Raw genomic sequence first — 20,361 nt, 5'->3', positions numbered from 1 at the left:
CGTCGACCGCCAGGACCAGGGCGTTCTCCGGCGGGGCGAGGTAGATGCCCACCACGTCGCGGACCTTGGTCACGAACTGCGGGTCGGTCGACAGCTTCCAGGTCTCCACGATGTGGGGCTTGAGGCCGAACGCCCGCCAGATCCGCGAGACGGCCGACTGCGACATGCCTGCCGCCTGGGCCATCGAACGCGTCGACCAGTGCGAATCACCCGTCGGCGGCGTCTGGCCGAGCGTCCTGGCGACCAGGGCTTCGACCTGCTCGTCCGTGATCTTCCGCGGTGGCCCCGAGCGTGGCCGGTCCACCAGGCCCTCCAGTCGGTCCGCGGCGAACCGGGACCGCCACTTGCGCACCGTCTCCCGTGAGATGCCCAGGTCGTCCGCGACCTGCGCGTTCGGCCGGCCCTCCGCGCACGCCAGCACGATCCTCGATCGCAGCACCAGTGCCTGCGACGCGGTCTGCTTGCGCAACCAACCCCGCAGCACCCGGCGTTCGTGATCGGAAAGTTCCAACGGCAACGGCTTCGGACCAGGCATTACCCTACCCTACAACCGCACGCGGACTACCGACTCAGGACACTAGTAGGGCTTGGTCATGTGCGGTCTGTGATGGCGTGTCTTCTCCCTCTCTGACAGTCTCGTTTGAGACGTCCGGTGTGTCCGGGTTACGTTGGATGGGTGAGATGAGGAGTCCTTCAGCATGGCCAGTACCACCCCCGCGCCTGACCAGGGCGGCGACCCGGCACCGAAGCCGAAGCGGCGCACGTTCTCCGCCGAGTACAAACTGCGGATCGTCGCCGAGTACGACGCCGCTCCGACACGGCGAGAAGGGCGCGATCCCGCGCCGTGAGCGGCTGTACCACTCGCACATCATCGAGTGGCGCCAGGCCCGCGACGCCGGGGCGATGGCCACGCTGACCGACCGGCGAACCTCTCCGGCCCGGCCGAAGAAGGCCCCCGAGCAGGCCGAGGTGGAACGGCTGCGCAAGAAGGTCGCCCGGCTGGAGAAGGACATGGTCAAGCGGGACGCCGCACTGGACGTCCTGGGAAAAGCACACGCGCTCTTGGCACTGCACTCCGAGAGCGCGGACTGAACGACTCCGTCGTCGCCCCCGCGATCGGTGCCGCTTTCGGCCCGATCGCCGAACAGCTGGGCACCACCGCGGCCTGCCGGCTCACCGGACGCTCCCGCGCCACCCACTACCGCCGCCTCAACCCGCCACCCCGTCCAGAAGCCAAGCCGCGGCCGAGCCCACCGGCCGCGCTCACACCCCAAGAACGCGCTTCAGTAATGTGCGCACCGAGCGGGGCCGCAGGGGCCACACGGCGGGCACCAGCGGCTCGCCGCGGGCGGCACAGACTGCCGAGGTAACCTCCGACGATGTGCTGAAAGAAGAGAACAAGCAGCTCAGGGCCCGGATCAGGGAGCTGGAAACCGAACGGGAGATCCTGCGGAGGGCCGCGAAGTATTTCGCCGGCGAGACCAACTGGTGAGCCGTTTCCAGTTCGTTGATGATCATCGAGGCGCGTTCGGCGTCAAACGGCTGTGCCGGGTCCTGGAGGTCTCCAGGCCCGGGTTCTACCGGTGACTGAAGGCCGCCCCGGCCCGCCTGGCGCGAGCCCGGGACGATGCCCGCCTCGCGCGGCGGATCCGGGAGATCCACAAGGAGTCCGACGGCACCTACGGCATCCCGCGCATCACCGCCGAGCTGAAGGCCGCCGGGAGCCACGTCAACCACAAGCGCGTCGAGCGGGTGATGCGCCGCATCGGCCTCCAGGGCGTGCACCTGCGCAAGAAGGTCCGCACCACGATCCCCGAGCCGGAAGCGGCCCCGGTGCCGGATCTGCTGCGGCGCGACTTCACCGCCGACGAACCGAACACCAAGTACGTCGGCGACATCACGTATCTACCCATCGGCGATGGTCAATTCCTGTATCTCGCAACGGTGTTGGACCTCCAATCCAGGCGGCTCGCGGGCTGGTCGATCGCCGACCACATGCGCACCGAGCTGGTCACCGACGCGCTCGAAGCCGCCGCCCGCACCCGGGGCGGCAGCCTCGACGGGGCGATCTTCCACAGCGACAACGGCGCGCAATACGCGTCGAAGGAGTTCGCGAAGGTGTGCCGCCGGCTCGGTGTGACCCGCTCGCGCGGCGCGGTCGGCACCAGCGCGGACAACGCCGCCGCGGAGAGCTTCAACGCAACCCTGAAAAGAGAGACCCTGCTAGGGAAGAGGCACTGGTCAGGAGCACGCGAGGCCCGCCTCGCGGTGTTCCGGTGGGTCACCCGCTACAACACGCGACGCAGGCACTCGGGGCTTGGCTACATCAGCCCGATCGCCTTCGAGCAGCGATCAGCTACGCTGGCCTCTGCCGCATAGCAAATGGTGTCCACGCTTCAGGGGACCCCCCGGGATGCCCGAGGTCAAGGAAACCGCATCCGCCACATCCGCCCGAAGGCTTGCGGGCCCGGGTGGGACTGGGCCGCGTGGCGCGGGCCCGCAGCGATTCGATGATCTTTTTCGCGCGAGCGGCGGTAACAGGCTTTGCTTCGCGTTCCAGTTCTTCCGCCGGCACACCCAGAAGCTCCGAGACCAACTCGGCGTTACGGCGGCGGCTTCCCGCGTCGCGACGTCGGCCTCGTCCTTTGCCCGTGCGGCCTTCACCGCCCCCTCGCGGGTGGTCAGCACATTGGCCGCAGCCATCTCCCGGGTTTTCGCCTGGAGCGCTTCGACAGCGCGAACTCGCCGTCGTAGCTCTGCTCCGCTCACCGATGCTGCTGGAGTCGTGCTCACTCGTGCTCTCAATTCTCCGAAAACGCTGCTCATCGTGCGCACCGTAGGCACAGGTCCGCGGACGTTTCGAGCCAGATTCGGTGCGGGACAGGGGAGCGTCGGCAGGGGTGCCGAACTCGATGTCAGCAGCAGATGCGGTGTGGGGCTCGCGGTGGCCGACATGCTGCCCCGGCGCGCGACTTCTGATCCTCCTGATCGGTCAGTCTTCGCATACGAACGGGCTCGGCCACCACGCGTCCATCGGTCGGATCGGACGTCACCCACGTCCAACCCGCCACAAGGACCATCCCGGCGAAGCTGTGCGGTCACAGCATTAGATCCCGTAGGTCTTCCTGTACTTCTCGAGGATCTCCTTCGCCTGGCCCTTCATCCGCCGATCCGCCCGGTCCTGTGCTACCTCCGCGATCTCTTGCGCAGTGAACCCGAGGTTCCGGAGATGGTTCAGAGCGATGCTCACGACGTCGACGAGCTCGCGGGCCGCCGCTTCACGGTCACCTCGGGCGAGGTGCTCCTTCAGCTCCTCGAACTGAATTTGAGTCGCTCGCTCGAAGTGCTCCAGCGGCTTTTGGGCGATCTCTTGCTCGACCTCGATCCATGCATCCCATATGCCTTGGAAGGGGCCCAGTTGCTCTGACACGGTTCACCACGGATTCGTCGGACGGGTTGAAGGTCAGGAGCCGAGGCCTCCTGTCACCAGTGGCAAGGCGATGAAGAGAACGCCCAGCGCGGCCAGTGTGATCGCGCGGGCTCGAGAGAGCCGGCGGACCTCCACCTCGCTGATCTTCAGTCCCTCGCCGATCAGGGAGACGAGAATGCACAGGGCTCCGATCACCTGAAGAGTCAAAACTCCCCCATGTGTTCACGCGTGGACTCCGCTGGAAGGAGTCCACTCTAGTATGTGTAGAATTACACATAGGAATGCGTACGTCTACTCATTCAGCTGTGCTGTAGCGCGCAGATCGTGGACATCGTGCAGGATGAGCGTCTGGCGCCCCGTGCTGACCAGCCCTTCTTCCCGAAGGTGGCGGAGTGCCGCGGCGACTCCTTCCCGCGAGGAGCCGATCCGGCTCGCGATGTCCTGCTGGGAAAAGGCGACGTCGATCAGCCAGTCGCCTCCCGTCTGCTCGCCCATCTCCTCGGCCATCGCCACCAGCCATCGGGCCAGGCGGACCTTGACGCTGTGCCGCGCGAGGAGAGCTCGTTCCTCGTCGGACTCGCGGCGGCGGATGACAGCGCTGCGGTACATCTCGGACCACAGCTTCTTCTCGTTAATAAAGCGGAGGAGGGTCTCGGCCGAAACGTCCACGCCGGACACCTCGGTCAGGGCGCGAATGCTGGCGGACCGAACCTCGGACATGAGGACGCCTTCGTCGCCCAAGACGACGCCCGGGCCTCGGGTCGCGAGGAGGGTCTCCGAGCCGTCTCCGGCCTTGCTCACAATCACGTGCCCCTTCTTGAGGAGGAGAACGGTATGGGACGGATGGCCCTCCGTGAAAATCGTCTGCCCGGCCTGGAAGGTGACCGGGGTGCCGAGACTTTCCAGCTCACGGAGCTGGCCCTCGTCCTCAAGCGGTGATGTCGCATCCTTCTGCATGGTTCGAGTGTAGTTCTGCGCATAAGGATGTGTAGAACTACGCTGGCACGGCCTTTTGGTTCATGCCGTACTCGCACGCGGTCACGACGACGGCGGAAGTTGCAGCGCTCACCGCGCTCCTCCCCTTGGCACGCCGTGGGAGAGATCACGGGGAGGGCGCTCAACTCTCACGCCCTCCGGCATCACGAGCGGCCTTTCCAGAGGGACGCGGTTCCGTGGCAGACCGATGCTGGCCAGGCGTTCGGCGTTCATGGCGTCGTCCGTGCTGGCGAAGGCGTTCATGTGGGGTGCTCCCGCTTGTCGAGTAGCTGGCCTACAAGAGGGAACCGCCAATCCGCAGCGCCCGGAATGGGGTCAAGGGCCGGGGGGCAAGGTGGTCAAAGATCGTCACCGGTCGGTTGGTCGGTACGGCGTCTTCGTCTTCCTCAAAGGCAGCCTTGTCTGCTGGAGCCGTCTCGGGAGGACCGACCGTGATCGCGTTGCGAGGTCTTGGCACGGAAGCCGAAGCTTCGATCTGGGTGGCTGTGGGGCATCTTCCCTGCAGGGCTGATGCAAGTTCCGGAGGCGTGCGGTTGGTCGGGTAGGACCGGTTGGGGCGGATAGCAGAGCAGGCACGGGCTTCGTGATCATCGTGGTGTCTTAAGCCCGTTGATCATGAGGTGGCCCGTGCCTGCCGCAGTATCTTCCCCTATCCCCGCCGTCCTGCTGAAGCTGGGTCCGCTGGACGCGGACCGGGTCGCTGACCTGCGTCCCTACTTCGGCTCGGTGCCCGATCCGCGCTCGCGGCGAGGCCGGTGGTACTCCCTGACGGCGATCTTGCTGGTCTGTGCCTGTGCGGTCATCTCGGGTGCGAGGAGCATCGATGAGCTGGCTGAATGGGGTGTACACGCCTCCAGCCGGCTCTTGGCGGCTCTCGGTATCCGTCGCCATCCACTCAGGTGGCGACGCTGTCCGTCGGCGGCGACGATCGGGCGTGTGCTGGGGGCAGTTGACGGTGATGCCCTGGATCGGGCGGTGGGTGCCTACCTCGCGGACCGGCACCGTACGGCCGTCGAGTCAGCCGGAACCTCCGAGTCACGGCGTGTCATCGCCGTGGACGGCAAGGCGCTCAAGGGCTCCGCCCGCGGGGACACGGCCCGCCGTCACCTGCTCTCGGCGGTCACCCACGGCCGCGTCGCGACGCTCGCCCAAGTGGAGGTCGGAGCGAAGACGAATGAAACCAGGCACTTCAAGCCGCTGCTCGCGCCGCTGGACTTGGCCGGTGTCACGGTGACCTTCGACGCCCTGCACTCGGTCAAGGCGAACATCTCCTGGCTGGTCGAGACCAAGAAGGCGCACTACATCGCCGTGATCAAGACGAACCAGCCCATCGCTCACAGCCAGCTCGCGGCTCTGCCGTGGCGGGACATCGCTGTCCAGCACACCCGCTCGCAGACCGGGCACGGTCGGGGTGAGTCCCGTTCGATCAAGACCTGCGCCATCGCCGACGAACTCGGAGGTATCGCCTTCCCTCACGCCCGCCTGGCCATCCGCGTCCACCGTCGCCGCAAGGAAACCGGCCGCCGCGAGAGTCGTGAGAGTGTCTACGCTGTCACCAGCCTCGACGCCCACCAGGCCGGCCCGGCCGACCTGGCCGCCGCAATCCGTGGGCACTGGGGAGTGGAGAACTCCTCGCACCACATCCGAGATGTCACCTTCGCCGAGGACGCCTCCACCGTCCACACCGGCACCGCGCCCCGCGCCATGGCCGCCTTCCGCAACCTCGCCATCGGCGCGCTGAAGATCCTCGGAGCCGACAACATCGCCAAGACCACCCGAGCCATCCACCACCAACCCGAACACGCACTCCGAATCCTGGGCATCACCGGCGACCCGGACGCTCCAGGAACTTGATCAAGCCCTGTCTTCCCTGCGCCAGGCGATAGTTGAGCACTACGGTGAACCAGTGCTCGTCCCGCGCTGCCTGACAGGGCGGGTCGGCCAGTGGGTCGGAGGCGTCCAGCCTTCAGGGATCGCTCCGGCTATCTTGTCGCAGGCGCTGGACCGGCGCGTCGATCCTCTGATCGCGCTGAGCGACTTGGGGAGTGGCGTGGACACGGCTGCAGGGGATCACGGATGCCGGTCCGGAAACCTTTGCCGCCCCACTCGATCGTCGCCACGTGAAAGGGCGGCGGCACTCGCCGGAGCGTTGGTACGCCCGAATCACAGCTCGCGGCCGGCGGGCGTCGGCGGCGCCGCGACACCTGAGCAGTGGTCGGGGGGCGGTTACGGGCGACGGCGGCCCCACGCGGAGATCATCGGGGCGGTGGCCAGGTCGAGACGGCCAGTGGCAACGTTCGCCAGATGGCGGTCGATCTCCTCGTCGGTGGCGATTCCGTTTTCCACCAGACGGTGGCGGATCTGTCGCACCGTCGCATCCTCGAGTACCGCGCACGCCGGCGAGGTGATCGGGAAGTACGCGTCCGCCTGCACATCGTCCAGACCGGCTTCGCGGAGCACCCTCCTCGGCAGGGTCCGCCCGTACGCGAGGTCCGCGCCGCGCGCCGCCATCAGGGTGCGGTAGCCGGACCGCAGCCGGTTGACGAGACGCTGTTCGGGACCCGACTCGTCCGGGCGCAGCAGCGGCTGCGGGGCGGGGTCGGCGTCCTCCAGGAGCAGCCAGCCGCCGGGCCGCAGCGCCTGGACCGCACGGCGGGCCCGCGAGAGGCGCGACGCATGCCGTTCGAGCTGACGACAGAGATTCGCGCGCATCATGGCGGCGGCACGACCAGGCGGCCGGGCCGGGGCGCCGTGCGCCAGACGTTCCGACGCGAGACGTCCGCCCGCATGACCGGGCGGGCGTCTCGCGGGTGACGGCACGGGCCGCGTGCGGGCTGTCGCGGTCTTGCCGGGAGACAAGCGTCGCTTTCCCGCAGGAGGGATGGTCCTCCACCACGGAACGTGACTACCGCAGGGAGCCCCAGGCCGTGAGGACTGGACCGCTTCACAGGGGCTCGGGGTGCCTCAGCGGCAGGAAGGGGAGGGCTGCCTGCAGCGGTCCCGTGCGGCCGAAGGCCCGCGATGAACTGCGGTGTGGCGAACACCTAACCGATAGCCACCCGTGCGGGATCGAGCCGGATCCAGTCGGATGGAAACGGGTGACTATGTCCGGTGTTTCGGCATCATCGCAGGTGAGAGGCGTCACGCTTATGGGTTCGAGTCCCACCCGCCCACCGCAGCGATCGGGCGCAATCGGTCCGACCCGGGGAACGGGGATCTCCGGGTCGGCTTCCCACGGTATACGCCGCGCTCCGTGCGGTGCGGAACCGCCGTCGCGGCGTGCCAACGCACGTCGGCGTCTCTGGTCCGGCCCTTTGCGGCACTCCGCGCTGCCGCGAGGTCTCTCACGAGAGTGAAGGGCGGCACCGACCGGGGCGCCGTGCTGCGCTCCGGCGGATCCGTGCGAACGATCGGTGTGCGACGGGTTGTCATGGACACCACTTACTCTTACAGTCGCCAGAAGTGCGATCGGTGGGAGCGATCCCACCGACGCGGTTTCCAGGGCTTCCCTGCACCGGGGCGTTCTCCGGCGAGCGGATCCCTTGCACGCGGCGTCCTTTCCGGCGTGCCGGCGACCTCTCTCCGGGCTGCCCTCAGGGCCCGTGCTCCTCGTCAACGACGTGCGCGACGTCGGCACCGGCAGTGTTCCCGCGGTGACGACGCGGTGTGCGGAACCCCCGCTGACCAGATCGGATCCCACGTCCGTCGACAGACGGACACCTCTTCCCGCACAGGAGACACCATGGCGCGAAACGCGAAACGATCGCTGTCCTTACTGGCGGTACTGGCAACCCTGCTCAGCGGGCTCGGGCTGGTCCTGATCAGTCAGAAGAGCGCGCAGGCGCACGGTGTGGCGATGACACCCGGGTCGCGGACCTACCTCTGCTATCTGGACGCCAAGACCGGCACGGGTGCGCTCGACCCGACGAACGAGGCGTGCAAGGCGGCGCTCGCGGAGAGCGGCTCGAACGCGCTGTACAACTGGTTCGCCGTGCTCGACTCCCAGGCGGGCGGGCGTGGTCCGGGCTACGTCCCGGACGGCACGTTGTGCAGTGCGGGCGACCGGTCGCCGTACGACTTCACCGGATACAACGCCGCGCGCTCGGACTGGCCCCGGACGCACCTGACCTCAGGGGAGACGATCGGGATCAAGTACAGCAACTGGGCCGCGCACCCGGGTGAGTTCCGGGTGTACATCTCCAAGCCCGGCTATTCGCCCACGACGCCGCTGGGCTGGGACGACCTGGACCTCGTCGAGACCGTCACCGATCCGCCCCAGTCCGGTTCGCCGGGCAGCGAGTCCGGCCACTACTACTGGGACCTGGAGCTGCCCTCGGCTCGCTCCGGTGACGCGATCATGTTCATCCAGTGGGTGCGGTCGGACAGTCAGGAGAACTTCTTCTCCTGCTCGGACATCGTCTTCGACGGCGGGAACGGAGAGGTGACCGGCATCAGGGAGCCGACTGACCCGACTGACCCGACTGACCCGACCGATCCGACCGATCCGACCGACCCGCACAGTGGTTGCATGGCCGTCTACTCGGTGACGAATCGCTGGGACGGAGGTTTCCAGGGAGCCGTCGAGGTGATGAACCACCACACCACCGCACTCAACGGCTGGACCGTGCGCTGGCAGCCGGGCGACGGGACCAGCATCGACCAGGTGTGGAACGGAACCCTGAGCCCTGTCTCCGACGGCGCAGTTGTGGTCACCAACGTCGACCACAACGGCACTGTCCCACCGGGCGACAGTGTGACGTTCGGTTTCAACGCCACCTCGAACGGCAACAATCTGCCGGTCGGCTCGATCGGTTGCCTCACTCCGTAGCACCGTGCAGGTGGATCGGGCACCCGCACGCGGGTGCCCGATCCACCTGCACGCAGAAACCCCGGTACGGCACGTGCCCGGCAGTCGGGCGTCACGGGTCGGCGGCCCTCGGGTCAGCGGCGCCGACCGCGGGTGGGCAGTCCGCCTCCCAGGCCGCCCGAGTGGGCCGCGAGGAGGGTCAGTCCGAGCAGCGTGAGGCTGGTGGGACTGAAGACGGCTTCGGTCGACGTTCCGGTCGCATTGAGGATGAAGGCGATTCCGAAGAGCACTGCGGCGGCGAATGCCAGCATTCTGATTTCTCCTGCCGATCGGCGTGATCAGATTTCCGGATACGGGGCGTGCTGCCGGTGACCGTGTGGTCACCGGCAGCACGCTTCCGGCGAACGGGTGTCGTGCGACCCGTGGCCGCCGCCAGGGGCACCGGCCACGGGGACGAACCCCCGGCCGCCGTTCACCGCGCCGCGCGGAGCGGCGAGTCGGTGGGCGGCGACGATCTGAGGGCCGACTACCAGCGGTACCACCGCCCGCGGCGGCCGCCTCCGGTGGTCGGCCGGACGACGAAGCCGAGCAGCCACACCACGAGGACGACCACGGCGATCCACCACAGGGCCTTCACGGCGAAGCCCGCGGCAAAAAGGATCACGGCCAGCAACAGGACAAGAAGTAGTGCGTTCATAATCGATTGACCTCCTGGCAAAGCGAGTTCCCCTCCGCGCCATAGACATGCACATGACTTTCTGCTGGTTTCGCAAGCGGGTGTTTTGGTTTGGGAGTTGAGGGCCGGGGCACCCGAGGAGAGGAACGTACGAGAAGAACAGCCAGGTAAAGGGGTGTGTCATGTTCTCGTTGAAGAAGGCGGCAAAGGCCGGCCTGATTACCGCCGCCCTGCGCAAATTCAGCGGTGGGTCCGCCGGTCGGCCCGCGGGTGCGCGGTCGACGGCACCGCGAGGACGGATGGGCCTGCTCAAGAGCCTGATCAGCAGCCGCAGGTGAGCGAGCGTCCGGGTGGCCCGCCGCAGTCCCGCGTTCCGCGCCGCGGACCGGAGCCGTACGCTGAGGGAGCTGCACGCAGCCCGCGCCGGACGGCGCCGTCACCCGGCCGCGCGGACTGAAGCCCCACGCGCGTGAGTCCTCCGCGCGGGACCCCGTCCTTCCACCGCTCCCCGGCGCAGCGCCGGACCTTCCCGAGGGGCCCGGGGCGACCCGCAGGTCGCACCGGGCCCCTCGGTGTGCGGTACGGGCGCACGCGCGCCCTCCGGCCCCTTCCGTGCACCTCCGGGAGCGCCCTCCCACGGCCGGTGCCGGTCCGCTCGGGAGGGTGGGTTCCGCGGGGCGGGGGTGACGCGGACCTGAAGATACTCATACTCCGCCGAGCGAGTGAAGGATCAGAACTTCTCCGGCCGCTGCGAGTTGACCAGTTTGCTCCGGCAGCGGGGCACTCCAGACTCGGAAGAAGGAAATCTCGTGATCAAGAAGGTGCTCGCCACGGCTGCGGCCGCGGCCTCGGTTGTCGGCGTGTCCGCTGTTGCCGCCACCCCCGCCATGGCGGTCGGTGACCAGGGTCACACCACGACCAACGGCAACGGTGCCATGCAGAAGTACGGCAACACGACCACGGGCGGCTACATGAGCCCGAACATGAGCCTGGTCAACGGCTCGCTCAACAAGCCCTGCGTCGTCGTGCTGGGCGACAAGGCCAACGTCGGCAGCCTCGTCGGCCTCGTTCCGGTCACCGTGCAGGACCTGCTCAGCAGCTCCAACGCACAGAACTGCACCGAGAACTCCAGCCAGATCGACGGCGACGACCCGCTGTCGCACGTTCTGTCGGACATCCCGATCCTCTCGGAGAACGGCGCGGCCTCGGTCCGCGACTGACCGTCGCTCTCCGCTCCCGGGTCGTCGGACACTTCCGCGGCCCGGGAGCGCCCCCACTCCGTGCCACCGCGTTCCGCTGCCCCGCACCGTCGCCGCAACGGGCCGGCGGGCTGCCGCGCGCCCGCGGGGCTCTCGGGAACGGACGACGACGCGTGTGTGCCGCGGCTGTGCACACCACGCCTCGCCCCTCTCTCCGGGGCCCCGGTGTGCGAGCGCTCGCTCCAGCCCGCTGCCGGCGGTTGCCGGGCGCGGGGACGCCGTGGCACGGAGCGGTGATTTCCCTTGTTCGACCTCCGCTGGGCGGGGACCGCGCGTGCCTCCGGCAGCGGGAAATTCCAGACTGGAAAGAAAAGGAAACCTCGTGATCAAGAAGGTTCTCGCCACCACCGCTGCTGCGGCCTCCGTCGTCGGCGTGTCGGCCATCGCCGCCTCCCCCGCCATGGCGGTCGGTGACCAGGGTCACACCACGACCAACGGCAACCACGCCATGCAGAAGTACGGCAACACCACCACGGGCGGCTACATGAGCCCGAACATGAGCCTGGTGAACGACACCGCCAACAAGCTCTGCGCCACCGTCCTCGGCGACAAGCTGAACGTCGGCAGCGTCGTGGGCGTCGTCCCGGTCACCGTCCAGGACATCCTGACCAGCTCGAACGCGCAGAACTGCTCCGAGAACTCGACCCAGATCGACGGCGACGACCCGCTGTCGCACGTGCTGAACGACATCCCGGTGCTGTCCGAGAACGGCTCCGTCTCGGCCCGCGGCTGACACCTCTGCGCAGTGGCGGCTCCGGACGGCGACTCCGGCCGGCCGGGGCCGCGCGGCTGAGCCCTCCGTCCCGCGTACTCCGCACCGGGGCGGGGGCTGCTCCGTGTCCGGCCGTGTCCGGCGGGGGCGAAGGGTGCGGAACGAGCACCCGGGGCCATACGGCATCATCTCTCCCATGGGGATAGTCGCCGGTCTGGACAGCTCGTCGGATCTCACCCGCATCGTGGTGTGTGATGCCGAGACGGGCGCCGTCATCAAGCAGGGGTATGCCCCGCATCCGGTCCCGGAGGGGAGCGGGGCGGGCAAGCGCACCGAGATCGACCCGCAGGCGTGGCTGGTCTCGCTGGGGCAGGCCGCCGGCGGCGGCCTGTTGGAGGGCGTGCAGGCCATCGGCGTCTCCGCCCAGCAGCAGGGGCTCGTCGCGCTCGACAGCGGCGGCAACGCGATCGGTCCCGCACTGATCGGGAACGACCCCCGGGCCCAGACCGCCGCCGCGGACCTGGTCGACGCCCTGGGTGGCAAGCACGCCTGGGTGCGGGCGGTCGGCGGCGTGCCGGAGGCCGGCCACCCGGTGGCCAAGCTGCGTTGGCTCGCCCGCCAGGAGCCGGAGGCGGCGGGCCGGATCACCGCCCTGCTGCAACCGCACGACTGGCTGATCTGGCAGCTACTGGGACGCCCGGAGCGGCGCACGACCGACCGCGGTGACGCCTCCGGGACGGGGTACTGGTCCGCAGCCTCCGCCACGTGGCGTCCGGACCTGGTGGAGGTGGCCCTCGGTCACCGGGTCGCGCTGCCGGAGGTGATCGGTCCCGCCGACATCGCCGGACGGACTCCCGAAGGGCTGCTGATCTCGGCGGGAACGGGCGAGACCATGGCCGCGGCCTTCGGCCTGGGGGTCGGCTTCGGCGACGCCGTCGTGTCGCTCGGAGCCTCCGGTTCGGTCTCCGCCATCCACCACGAGGCGCTGGTGGACCCTGGCGGGATCATCACCTCGTACGCCGACGCCACCGGGATGCAGCTGCCGGTGGTGCGCACCCTGAACGCCGTGCGCGCGCTCCGCGGCACCGCCGAACTCCTGGGCACAGACCTGGCCGGGCTGTCGGAGCTGGCGCTCAAGTCCACTCCCGGCTCCCACGGCTTGGTGCTCCTGCCCTATCTGGAGGGCGAGCGAACCCCGGACCTGCCGCACACCGCGGGCACCCTGGCCGGGTTGCGCCGGGAGTCGATGAAGCCCGAGCACCTGGCGCGGGCCGCTTTCGAGGGCATGCTCTGCGGGCTCGCGGACGCGCTGGACGTGCTGCGGAACCGCGGGGTCCGGGTCCAGCGGGTCTTCCTGCTCGGCTCGGCGGCCGAGCTCGACGCGGTGCAGCAACTCGCCCCCGCGCTGTTCGGGACGCCGGTCGTCGTTCCCCAGCCGGCCGACTACACCACGCTCGGCGCCGCCCGGCAGGCGGCGTGGGCGCTCGGCGTCTCCCAGGGGACTCTCTCCGCGCACGAACCGCCGCGCTGGCCCGCGGCCGAGAGCCGCCGGTTCGAGTGCGGGGAGGCACTGCCGGTGGGTCAGGCTGTCCGCCAGCAGTACATTGCCGTGCGCGACCAGCACCACCCGGGGGCCTTCCCGGGGTGAGGCCGCCGCTTCGGGCGGGGGCGCACCCCGCGGACGGGCCGGGGGCCGGCATCGTCCGCGGGGCTGTGTGCCTCCCTCTCCTCAGGCGGATGTCGGCGCTGGTGCGTCCGAGTGGTGCGCCGTACCGTCCGGGTCTCCCGGAGTGTCCGGCAGACCGTCGTCCAGGGTGAGGAGGACGGTTCGCCGCCCCCCGGGTCCGGTGGGTGTGTCCAGTGCGCGGGCGATCCGCTCGTAGGCGGCGGCCGCGAGCGCCCAGTCGGCCTCAAGGAAGTCCGCCTCCCGCCTCGTGTCCCAGAGGCTGATCAGCAGAGCGACCAGGCACGGGCCCGACAGGGCCAGCTCCACGCGTCCCTCTCCGCGGTCCGCGACGGACGGCGGCATGCGGAAGCGCGGGTGGCCGATCGCCAGGCGGGTCAGGAACTCCCAGCCGTCGCGGTGGCAGAGCAGGATCGCCGAGGAGAGGGACGCCGCCCGCAGCAGCCGCAGGCCGTGCGCGATCCGCGGGTCGGGCGGGTCGGACGTCCCTGCCGTCCCCGCCGTTCCGCCGCGCGGCGGAACGGCTGCGGTGTGCGGTTCGGGGGCGCCCCGGAAGGCCTCCTCCACCGCCTGCTTGAGCTCCTCGGTGGCCGGGGTGTCCGGCTGCTCGGCCGGGGGCTGGGGGGCGGACCGGTTCATGGGTTCCTCTTCTGCTCCGGTCGGGTCGACGACCGTTTCGTGGGGGTTTCCGGTGCGCTGGCGCACCCCTCGCGTGCTGCCGGGCAGCACGCCGCCGGAAGGTGCGCCCGGGAGCGTTTCGTGCCCGGCGGCGCGTTCGGCAGGTGCGTCGTCCGGCTCGTTTCGTGCCTGTGTCTCCGCGGTCTCCTGCGCCCTCGCGGGGCTCCCGTCCGGCTGCGCGGGTGCCTTGGGCGCACCCTCGGGCGGCCGTTCGGTGCGGGCCGCGGCGGGCCGCAGCCCCTGGGCCAGTTCGACTCGCAGCGTCTGCACCTCACCGCGGGTCTCGGTGAGCTCGCTCCGCATCCGGTCCTGCCGCTGACGCAGTTCTTTCGCCTCGTGCCGCATACCCGCGGCCACCGCCTCGGATGCTTCCAGCACGCGCTCCCGGCCCTGCACGATCTCCCGTTGCAGTGCGGCGACGCCGGTGTCCGGGTCGGTCATCCTCTCGTGCAGCGCCTTGACGGCTGTCAGCACGTCTCTCCACCCCATGCAATCCCCTGGTCCTTCTGCTCATGTGACAGGCCGTCCTTACCTGCCCGTCCGAAGGTCCGGTAATGCGATGGTTTTCGGCCGACTGCCTGGATCGGACGCCAGTACGGGGGTTGACTGCTCCGCCGCCCCGGCCGTGCCGCGCGGGCACCGGGGCGGCCTCAGTCCAGGTAGCCGCGGAGTTGGTCGGCCAGGGCGTGGTCGCGGAGCCGGCCCAGGGTCTTCGATTCGATCTGCCGGATGCGCTCCCGGGTCACGCCGAAGATCCGGCCGATCTCCTCCAGGGTCCGCGGCTGCCCGTCGGCGAGCCCGTAGCGCAGTTGGACCACCTTGCGCTCCCGCTCGCCGAGGGTGGAGAGCACTGCCTCCAGGTGTTCGCGCAGCAGCATGAAGGCCGCGGACTCGGCGGGGGAGGCGGCGTCGTTGTCCTCGATCAGGTCGCCGAGGCTGACGTTGTCCTCCTCGCCGACCGGTGCGTGCAGCGAGATCGGCTCCTGGGCCAGTCGCAGCACCTCCACCACCCGGGCCGCGGGCAGGTCCAGGTGGTCCGCGATCTGCTGCGGGGTCGGCTCGCTGCCGTGCTCCTGGAGCATGCGGCGCTGCACGCGGATCACCCGGTTGATCAGCTCCACCACGTGCACCGGCACCCGGATGGTGCGCGCCTGGTCCGCGAGCGCCCGTGTCATCGCCTGCCGGATCCACCAGGTGGCGTAGGTGGAGAACTTGTACCCGCGGGTGTAGTCGAACTTCTCGACGGCGCGGATCAGCCCGAGGTTGCCCTCCTGCACCAGGTCCAGCATGGTCAGCCCGCGGCCGACGTACCTCTTGGCGACTGAGACCACGAGCCGGAGGTTCGCCTCGATCAGTCGGCGCTTCGCGAGGCGGCCCAGGACGACGAGGCGGTCCAGGTCCAGGGCGGTGGCACTGTCCAGGGGCTCCGGCCGGGTGAGCCGCTCCTCGGCGAAGAGCCCGGCCTCGACCCGGCGGGCGAGCTCGACCTCCTCGGCGGCGCTGAGCAGCGCGATGCGACCGATCTCCCGGAGGTACTGCCGGAAGAGGTCGGTGGACGGGGCGCCGGTCCCGGCCCGCGCGGCGGCCTCGGCCGCCGGCCGCGGGGCCGGGCCCTGCGGCGGGACGGCCTCCAGCGGTACCGCGCCGTCGCGCGTGTCGTAGGGGACGGCCTCCCGCGGCGGCACGCGGCCGGGAGTGCCGGTGTCCGGTGGCGCCGCGGGCGGATCGGTGGACCGGTGTGGAGCAATCAGCACGGCGGTGGAAGGGGTCCGGGTCTGCACGGGGCGACCTCCAGATGATCGCTGCCGGTCGGGGCGGCGTACTGGGCGGGACCGGCACGGCAGCAGCTGCGCCGTCTTCGGGTCCCGCCGCGGTGAGCGGATCCGTGGGCCGGGGAATCGCGCTCCGAGGACTCAGGCACCGCTCTCAGTGTGGGGTACGACACACCCCGCCCAGTAGGGGTCTGCGCGCAGTTTCTGGGCCGATCCGCTACCGGGGGGCAGGAGTCCGCTACGGAGCGCGGCGGGGCGGTGCCCGTCCCGGTGCTTCCCCGCGGCGGCTCCGCCGCGGTGCCGAGGGCGCCGCTACAGGGCGGCGGCGCCGCGCTCGCGCAGCGTGGTGGCGTACTGCTGGAGCACCCAGAGGTCCTGCCAGATCCCGGCGGACCTGTCGTGGGCGCCCTGGGCGTCGAGGCGCCGGGCGGACCCCTCCAGCTCGGCGACCCTGGTCCGGACGGCTGCCAGTCGCACCGCGACGAGCTGCTCACCCGCGTAGGACGGGTCGGGCTCCCCGCTGCCGGGGTTGCGCAGCGACTCCACCGCCAGCTCGGTGACCAGCTTGCGCACCGAGTCGTCGGGGGCGGCCTCCCGGACGCGGGGCAGGAAGTCGCCGTCCGCGCCGGAGGTGCCTCCGGCGGCCTCGATCGTCGTGCGCACCGCCGCGTACGGTGGTGCGGTGAACTCGTCGGCGCCGTACGCATCGAAGACCGGGGACACCAGCTGCGGGAACTGGAGGGCCAGTTTCAGCAGCTCGCGCTCGACCAGGTGGGCCGGGCTGCGCAGGTTGAGCGGGGGCCCGCTGATCCGGACGGCGGGTTCCGCCACGGGGGCCGCGGGGGCGGACGACCGGGGAGGGCCGCTGCGTCGGCCGCCGCCCTCCCGCTTCCAGCGGGCCAGCCGGCCGACCCGGCGCACCACGAACTGGGTGTCCAGGATGCCCAGCAGCCCGGCCAGGCGGACGGCGTACTCGTGCTGGAGCGAGCCGTCCTTGATCTGCGCCACGATCGGGGCGGCGTCCTCCAGCGCGGCCGAGCGGCCCTCGGCCGAGTCCAGGTCGTGCCGGTCCACGACGGAGCGCAGGGCGAACTCGAACAGCCGCGCGCGCCCGTCGATGAGCTCCTGCACCGCGGCGTCGCCCTTGGCCAGTCGCAGCTCGCAGGGGTCCATCCCGCCCGGGCTGATCGCGATCGAGGTGCGGGCGGCGAACTTCTGGTCGTCCTCGAAGGCCCGCAGCGCGGCCTTCTGCCCGGCGGCGTCGCCGTCGAAGGTGAACACCACCTCGGAGCGGGAGTTGTCCATCAGCAGCCGGCGGAGGATCTTGATGTGCCCCTCGCCGAAGGAGGTCCCGGAGGTCGCGATGGCGGTGGTGACCCCGGCCAGATGGCAGGCCATCACGTCGGTGTAGCCCTCGACGACCACCGCCCGGCCCTCCTTGGCGATGTCTCGCTTGGCGAGGTCGATGCCGTACAGGACGTGCGACTTCTTGTAGATCGGGGTCTCGGGGGTGTTCAGGTACTTGGGGCCGTTGTCGTCCTCGCGGAGCCTCCGGGCGCCGAATCCGACGACCTCGCCGGTGATGTCCCGGATCGGCCACATCAGCCGGCCGCGGAACCGGTCGATCGGGCCGCGGCGGCCGTCCTGGGACAGACCGGAGAGGATCAGCTCCTTGTCGGTGAACCCCTTCCCGCGCAGGAAGCGGGTGAGGTGGTCCCAGCCGGCGGGGGAGTGGCCGACCGAGAAGTGCTCCGCCGCCAACTGGTCGAAGCCCCGCTCGCCGAGGAAGCGGCGGCCCACCTCCGCCTCCGGGCTGCCGAGCTGCTCGACGTAGTACTGGGCGGCGGCCCGGTGCGCTTCGACCAGTCGCGTCCGCTCGCCCTGCTGGCTGGCGCGGCCGTAGCCGCCCTCCTCGTACCGCAGGGTGACCCCGGCCTGGGCGGCCAGCCGCTCGACGGCCTCGGAGAAGGAGAGGTGGTCCACCTTCATCACGAAGTCGAGGGTGTCCCCGCCCTCCTGGCAGCCGAAGCAGTGGTAGAAGCCCTTGCTCGGACTGACGTGGAAGGAGGGCGACTTCTCGTCGTGGAAGGGGCAGAGACCCTTGAGGTTGCCCCCGCCGGCGCCGCGCAGTTGGAGGTACTCGGAGACGACGGCGTCGATCGGGACCGCGTCCCGCACCGCCTTCACGTCCTCGTCATTGATCCTGCCGGCCACGTCCAGCAGTGTACGGCCCGGAGCGGGTGGCCCCGCCGGTCAGCCCGCCGGGGTGGGGCCGGCGCGCGGTCGCCGGTTCGGGCGCCGGCCCTTTCGCCCGGGGCCCGGCCGTGCGGGAGGAACAGGACGGAGTTCACGTACCGTCGGCGCGGGGTGAGAGTGCGGCGCAGCAGCCCGTGCTCGGCGACGTGCGCCGTCCGCTCCTGGTGGCCCGCCAGGTCGAAGCGGTCCAGCGGCACCCAGGTCCGGCCCGGGAGCACCCAGCCTCGGTAGCCGTGCCCGTCCAGCAGGTCCAGCACCGGTTGGAAGGGCTGGATCCGGCTCTCCAGTTCCACGAAGAGGGCGGGCCGCCAGCGGTCGAGGAGCCGGGCCGCACCGTGCAGCACCGGGATCTCGCCGCCGTCCACGTCGATCTTCACCAGCCGCACCCCGGTCAGGTCCAGCGCGTCCAAGGGGAGGCAGGGCACCTCGACCGGGACGGTGTGCACCCGCTCCCGGCGGACCAGCGAGGAGACGCCGCGGTCGCCCCGGCCGCCCGGCGGCAGCCACAACGTCTCGCGGCCCTCGTGATCGGTGGCGGCGGCCTGCCGTACATCGACGTTGGCAGGCACGGTCCGGCGCAGCGCGGACGCGAGGTGCGGTACGGGTTCCATGGTGACGACCCGGTCCGCGCGCCGGGCCATCCGCCGGGTCCAGGGGCCGTACCAGCCGCCGACGTCCACCGCGGTGCCGCCGGGCGGACAGAAGTCGGCCAGCCGGCGCAGTTCGGGCTCGAAGCGCGGGTAGAGCGCGGCGGCGGCCCCCGCCACCACTGCGGGCGGCAGCCGGGGCCCCAGTCGGGCGGCCAGCGTCATCGGACCACTGCCTCCTCGCTGATCCGGGCGTGCTCGGCGTCGTCGACCGGTACGCCGGAGGACGGCAGCAGTTGCGGGATGCCGTCCAGCACCGGGTAGCGGCGGCGGAGCCGGGGGTTGTAGAGGGCGTCGCCGGAGGGCAGCAGGAGCAGCGTCCCCTTGTCGATGGGGCAGCCCAGGATGGCGAACAGCGGGTCGTCAGGGGACATGGCGATGGCCTCTCTCACGGGGGGCGTGCGGGGGACGGGGGAGGGAGCGCGGGGCGCGGGCGGGATGCGCGGGGGCGGTGGCGCTGACGGTCCGGCCGCTCCGCCCGGCGCGGTTCACCCGCGCCGGTGCGGGAGGCGGTGGAGACGCGGAGACGCGCGGGCCGGTGACCGAGGGGCCGGGCACGGCGGCCGGAGACCCGTCGTGGCGGGGCAGGGTGAGGAGGACGGAGACTGCGAGGAGGGAGCCGCACAGCCGCAGGGCCAGCCGCAGCGGCTCCTCGGGCAGTGGCTCGGAGAAGGCGACCGTCCCGGCCGTCACAGTGAACAGGAACGTCACCGTGGTGCACACCGGCACCACCAGCGAGGCCCGACAGCGTTGCAGCGCGGTCTGCGACAGCACCAGCCCGGTGGAGCCGGTGACGAGCAGCAGGTAGGGGTAGGGGGAGCCCAGCGCCGCTGTCAGCGAGGCGGCGACCCCGTCCGCGTCGAGCAGCCCGGCCACGCCCTTGATGGCGAGAGAGCTGACACCGTAGAGGAACCCGACCGCGACCCCGTACGGCACTCCGGTGGTCGGCAGGCGGTGGCGGCGCCTGCCGCGCCGCTCAGCGGCGGTGAACAGGCCGAGCCCGCAGGCCAGCGCGGGGACGCAGACGGCCAGCACGACCGGCACCGGGGCGAGTCGGCTGATCGCCTCCGGGCTGCCGCGCAGCGAGAGCACGATCAGGACGAGGGCCGCCAGGACGGCGGCCATCGACCGCCGCTCCCGGCCGCTGGGGCGCTCCCCGAGGAAGACCGAGGACAGCAGCATCAGCATCACCAGCCCCGTGACGAACAGGCCCTGCGCGGCGACGAGCGGCAGCGTGCGGTACACGACGAGCTGGGCGACGAAACCCAGCCCCAGTGACAGCGCGCCGACCAGCCACAGCGGGCTGCACAGCAGGTGCCGGACCAGCAGGTGCGGTCGGGAGGCGGACAGCGCGGGCAGTGCGGACAGTGCCCGCTTCTCCACGACGAAACCGACGCTGATCAGCAGGTTCGCGCACAGCGCCGCAGACACCCCCCACCACACG

Annotated in this window: 20 protein-coding genes and 2 pseudogenes; 9 read left to right on the top strand and 13 right to left on the bottom strand. The window is 70.6% G+C overall.

Annotated elements, in window-relative coordinates; all coding sequences use genetic code 11:
* A partial coding sequence (locus H300_RS0117960; protein WP_028428536.1) for an IS630 family transposase occupies window positions 1–535 on the bottom strand: 535 nt, incomplete at its 3' end.
* 163 nt (window positions 536–698) lie between these two features.
* Between H300_RS0117960 and H300_RS31555 the strand changes: the two genes are divergently transcribed.
* From H300_RS31555 to H300_RS27595, 3 genes and pseudogenes are all read left to right on the top strand, one after another.
* The gene (locus H300_RS31555) at window positions 699–848 is read left to right on the top strand and encodes a hypothetical protein (RefSeq protein WP_158678384.1); all 150 of its coding nucleotides are present in this window, start codon (window positions 699–701) and stop codon (window positions 846–848) included.
* A gap of 55 nt (window positions 849–903) precedes the next feature.
* Complete coding sequence (locus tag H300_RS31170) at window positions 904–1,092, top strand: hypothetical protein (RefSeq protein ID WP_106966869.1); 189 nt, start codon at window positions 904–906, stop codon at window positions 1,090–1,092.
* Between the two features lie 199 nt (window positions 1,093–1,291).
* Window positions 1,292–2,379, top strand: a pseudogene (locus tag H300_RS27595) (IS3 family transposase); the annotation flags it as partial.
* A gap of 727 nt (window positions 2,380–3,106) precedes the next feature.
* Here H300_RS27595 and H300_RS0117940 read toward each other — a convergent pair.
* The 3 genes from H300_RS0117940 to H300_RS0117930 all read right to left on the bottom strand — a co-directional run bounded on the left by H300_RS0117940 (window position 3,107) and on the right by H300_RS0117930 (window position 4,387).
* Window positions 3,107–3,430 carry a hypothetical protein gene (locus tag H300_RS0117940; RefSeq protein ID WP_028428535.1) on the bottom strand — a complete coding sequence of 108 codons (324 nt, stop codon included), beginning with the start codon at window positions 3,428–3,430 and terminating at the stop codon, window positions 3,107–3,109.
* A 33-nt stretch (window positions 3,431–3,463) separates the two neighbouring features.
* Window positions 3,464–3,637, bottom strand: coding sequence for a hypothetical protein (locus H300_RS31550; protein WP_158678383.1), 174 nt, complete (start codon window positions 3,635–3,637; stop codon window positions 3,464–3,466).
* Between the two features lie 84 nt (window positions 3,638–3,721).
* Window positions 3,722–4,387, bottom strand: coding sequence for a Crp/Fnr family transcriptional regulator (locus tag H300_RS0117930; protein ID WP_028428534.1), 666 nt, complete (start codon window positions 4,385–4,387; stop codon window positions 3,722–3,724).
* Between the two features lie 813 nt (window positions 4,388–5,200).
* Here H300_RS0117930 and H300_RS30430 point away from each other — a divergent pair.
* Complete coding sequence (locus H300_RS30430; protein ID WP_486583926.1) at window positions 5,201–6,280, top strand: ISAs1 family transposase; 1,080 nt, start codon at window positions 5,201–5,203, stop codon at window positions 6,278–6,280.
* 372 nt (window positions 6,281–6,652) lie between these two features.
* Here the strand turns inward: H300_RS30430 and H300_RS27590 are convergent.
* Window positions 6,653–7,081 (bottom strand): annotated as a pseudogene (locus H300_RS27590) (SAM-dependent methyltransferase); the annotation flags it as partial.
* Between the two features lie 1,087 nt (window positions 7,082–8,168).
* Here H300_RS27590 and H300_RS0117915 point away from each other — a divergent pair.
* Window positions 8,169–9,254, top strand: a complete 1,086-nt coding sequence (locus H300_RS0117915) for a lytic polysaccharide monooxygenase (protein WP_028428532.1) — start codon at window positions 8,169–8,171, stop codon at window positions 9,252–9,254.
* 113 nt (window positions 9,255–9,367) lie between these two features.
* Here the strand turns inward: H300_RS0117915 and H300_RS31910 are convergent, their stop codons facing one another.
* Both H300_RS31910 and H300_RS0117905 read right to left on the bottom strand, forming a co-directional pair.
* Window positions 9,368–9,544 carry a hypothetical protein gene (locus H300_RS31910; RefSeq protein ID WP_199779206.1) on the bottom strand — a complete coding sequence of 59 codons (177 nt, stop codon included), beginning with the start codon at window positions 9,542–9,544 and terminating at the stop codon, window positions 9,368–9,370.
* A gap of 215 nt (window positions 9,545–9,759) precedes the next feature.
* On the bottom strand, window positions 9,760–9,930 hold the full coding sequence (locus H300_RS0117905; protein WP_028428531.1) for a hypothetical protein: 171 nt from the start codon (window positions 9,928–9,930) through the stop codon (window positions 9,760–9,762).
* A 161-nt stretch (window positions 9,931–10,091) separates the two neighbouring features.
* Between H300_RS0117905 and H300_RS31545 the strand changes: the two genes are divergently transcribed.
* The 4 genes from H300_RS31545 (at window position 10,092) to H300_RS0117890 (ending at window position 13,528) form a co-directional block, all read left to right on the top strand.
* Window positions 10,092–10,247: a hypothetical protein gene (locus tag H300_RS31545; protein ID WP_158678382.1), complete on the top strand. Its 156-nt coding sequence runs from the start codon at window positions 10,092–10,094 to the stop codon at window positions 10,245–10,247.
* Window positions 10,248–10,718: 471 nt separating this feature from the next.
* On the top strand, window positions 10,719–11,129 hold the full coding sequence (locus tag H300_RS0117900) for a rodlin (protein WP_028428530.1): 411 nt from the start codon (window positions 10,719–10,721) through the stop codon (window positions 11,127–11,129).
* A 361-nt stretch (window positions 11,130–11,490) separates the two neighbouring features.
* Window positions 11,491–11,901: a rodlin gene (locus H300_RS0117895; protein ID WP_028428529.1), complete on the top strand. Its 411-nt coding sequence runs from the start codon at window positions 11,491–11,493 to the stop codon at window positions 11,899–11,901.
* 175 nt (window positions 11,902–12,076) lie between these two features.
* Complete coding sequence (locus H300_RS0117890; protein ID WP_028428528.1) at window positions 12,077–13,528, top strand: FGGY family carbohydrate kinase; 1,452 nt, start codon at window positions 12,077–12,079, stop codon at window positions 13,526–13,528.
* Window positions 13,529–13,609: 81 nt separating this feature from the next.
* Here the strand turns inward: H300_RS0117890 and H300_RS29390 are convergent, their stop codons facing one another.
* The 6 genes from H300_RS29390 to H300_RS27570 form a co-directional block, all read right to left on the bottom strand.
* The gene (locus H300_RS29390; RefSeq protein ID WP_158678381.1) at window positions 13,610–14,731 is read right to left on the bottom strand and encodes a hypothetical protein; all 1,122 of its coding nucleotides are present in this window, start codon (window positions 14,729–14,731) and stop codon (window positions 13,610–13,612) included.
* 161 nt (window positions 14,732–14,892) lie between these two features.
* Window positions 14,893–16,089: an RNA polymerase sigma factor gene (locus H300_RS27580; protein WP_486583925.1), complete on the bottom strand. Its 1,197-nt coding sequence runs from the start codon at window positions 16,087–16,089 to the stop codon at window positions 14,893–14,895.
* 237 nt (window positions 16,090–16,326) lie between these two features.
* A complete protein-coding gene (dnaG, locus tag H300_RS0117870; RefSeq protein WP_028428527.1) occupies window positions 16,327–18,228 on the bottom strand; it encodes a DNA primase in 1,902 nt (633 codons plus the stop codon).
* On the bottom strand, window positions 18,198–19,082 hold the full coding sequence (locus tag H300_RS27575; RefSeq protein ID WP_078516107.1) for an FkbM family methyltransferase: 885 nt from the start codon (window positions 19,080–19,082) through the stop codon (window positions 18,198–18,200). Before H300_RS27575 ends, dnaG begins: the two co-directional genes overlap by 31 nt.
* Window positions 19,079–19,291 (bottom strand): Trm112 family protein, encoded by a 213-nt coding sequence (locus H300_RS0117860; protein WP_028428526.1) that lies wholly within the window; start codon window positions 19,289–19,291, stop codon window positions 19,079–19,081. The genes H300_RS27575 and H300_RS0117860 overlap by 4 nt, the downstream gene beginning before the upstream one ends.
* Window positions 19,281–20,360, bottom strand: coding sequence for a DMT family transporter (locus H300_RS27570; protein ID WP_199779205.1), 1,080 nt, complete (start codon window positions 20,358–20,360; stop codon window positions 19,281–19,283). Before H300_RS27570 ends, H300_RS0117860 begins: the two co-directional genes overlap by 11 nt.
* Window position 20,361: the final 1 nt, after the last annotated feature.

The sequence above is a fragment of the Streptomyces sp. TAA040 genome (assembly GCF_000424845.1).
Note: the sequence above shows the minus strand (reverse complement) of the source record. Positions and strands in the feature narration are given on the sequence as shown.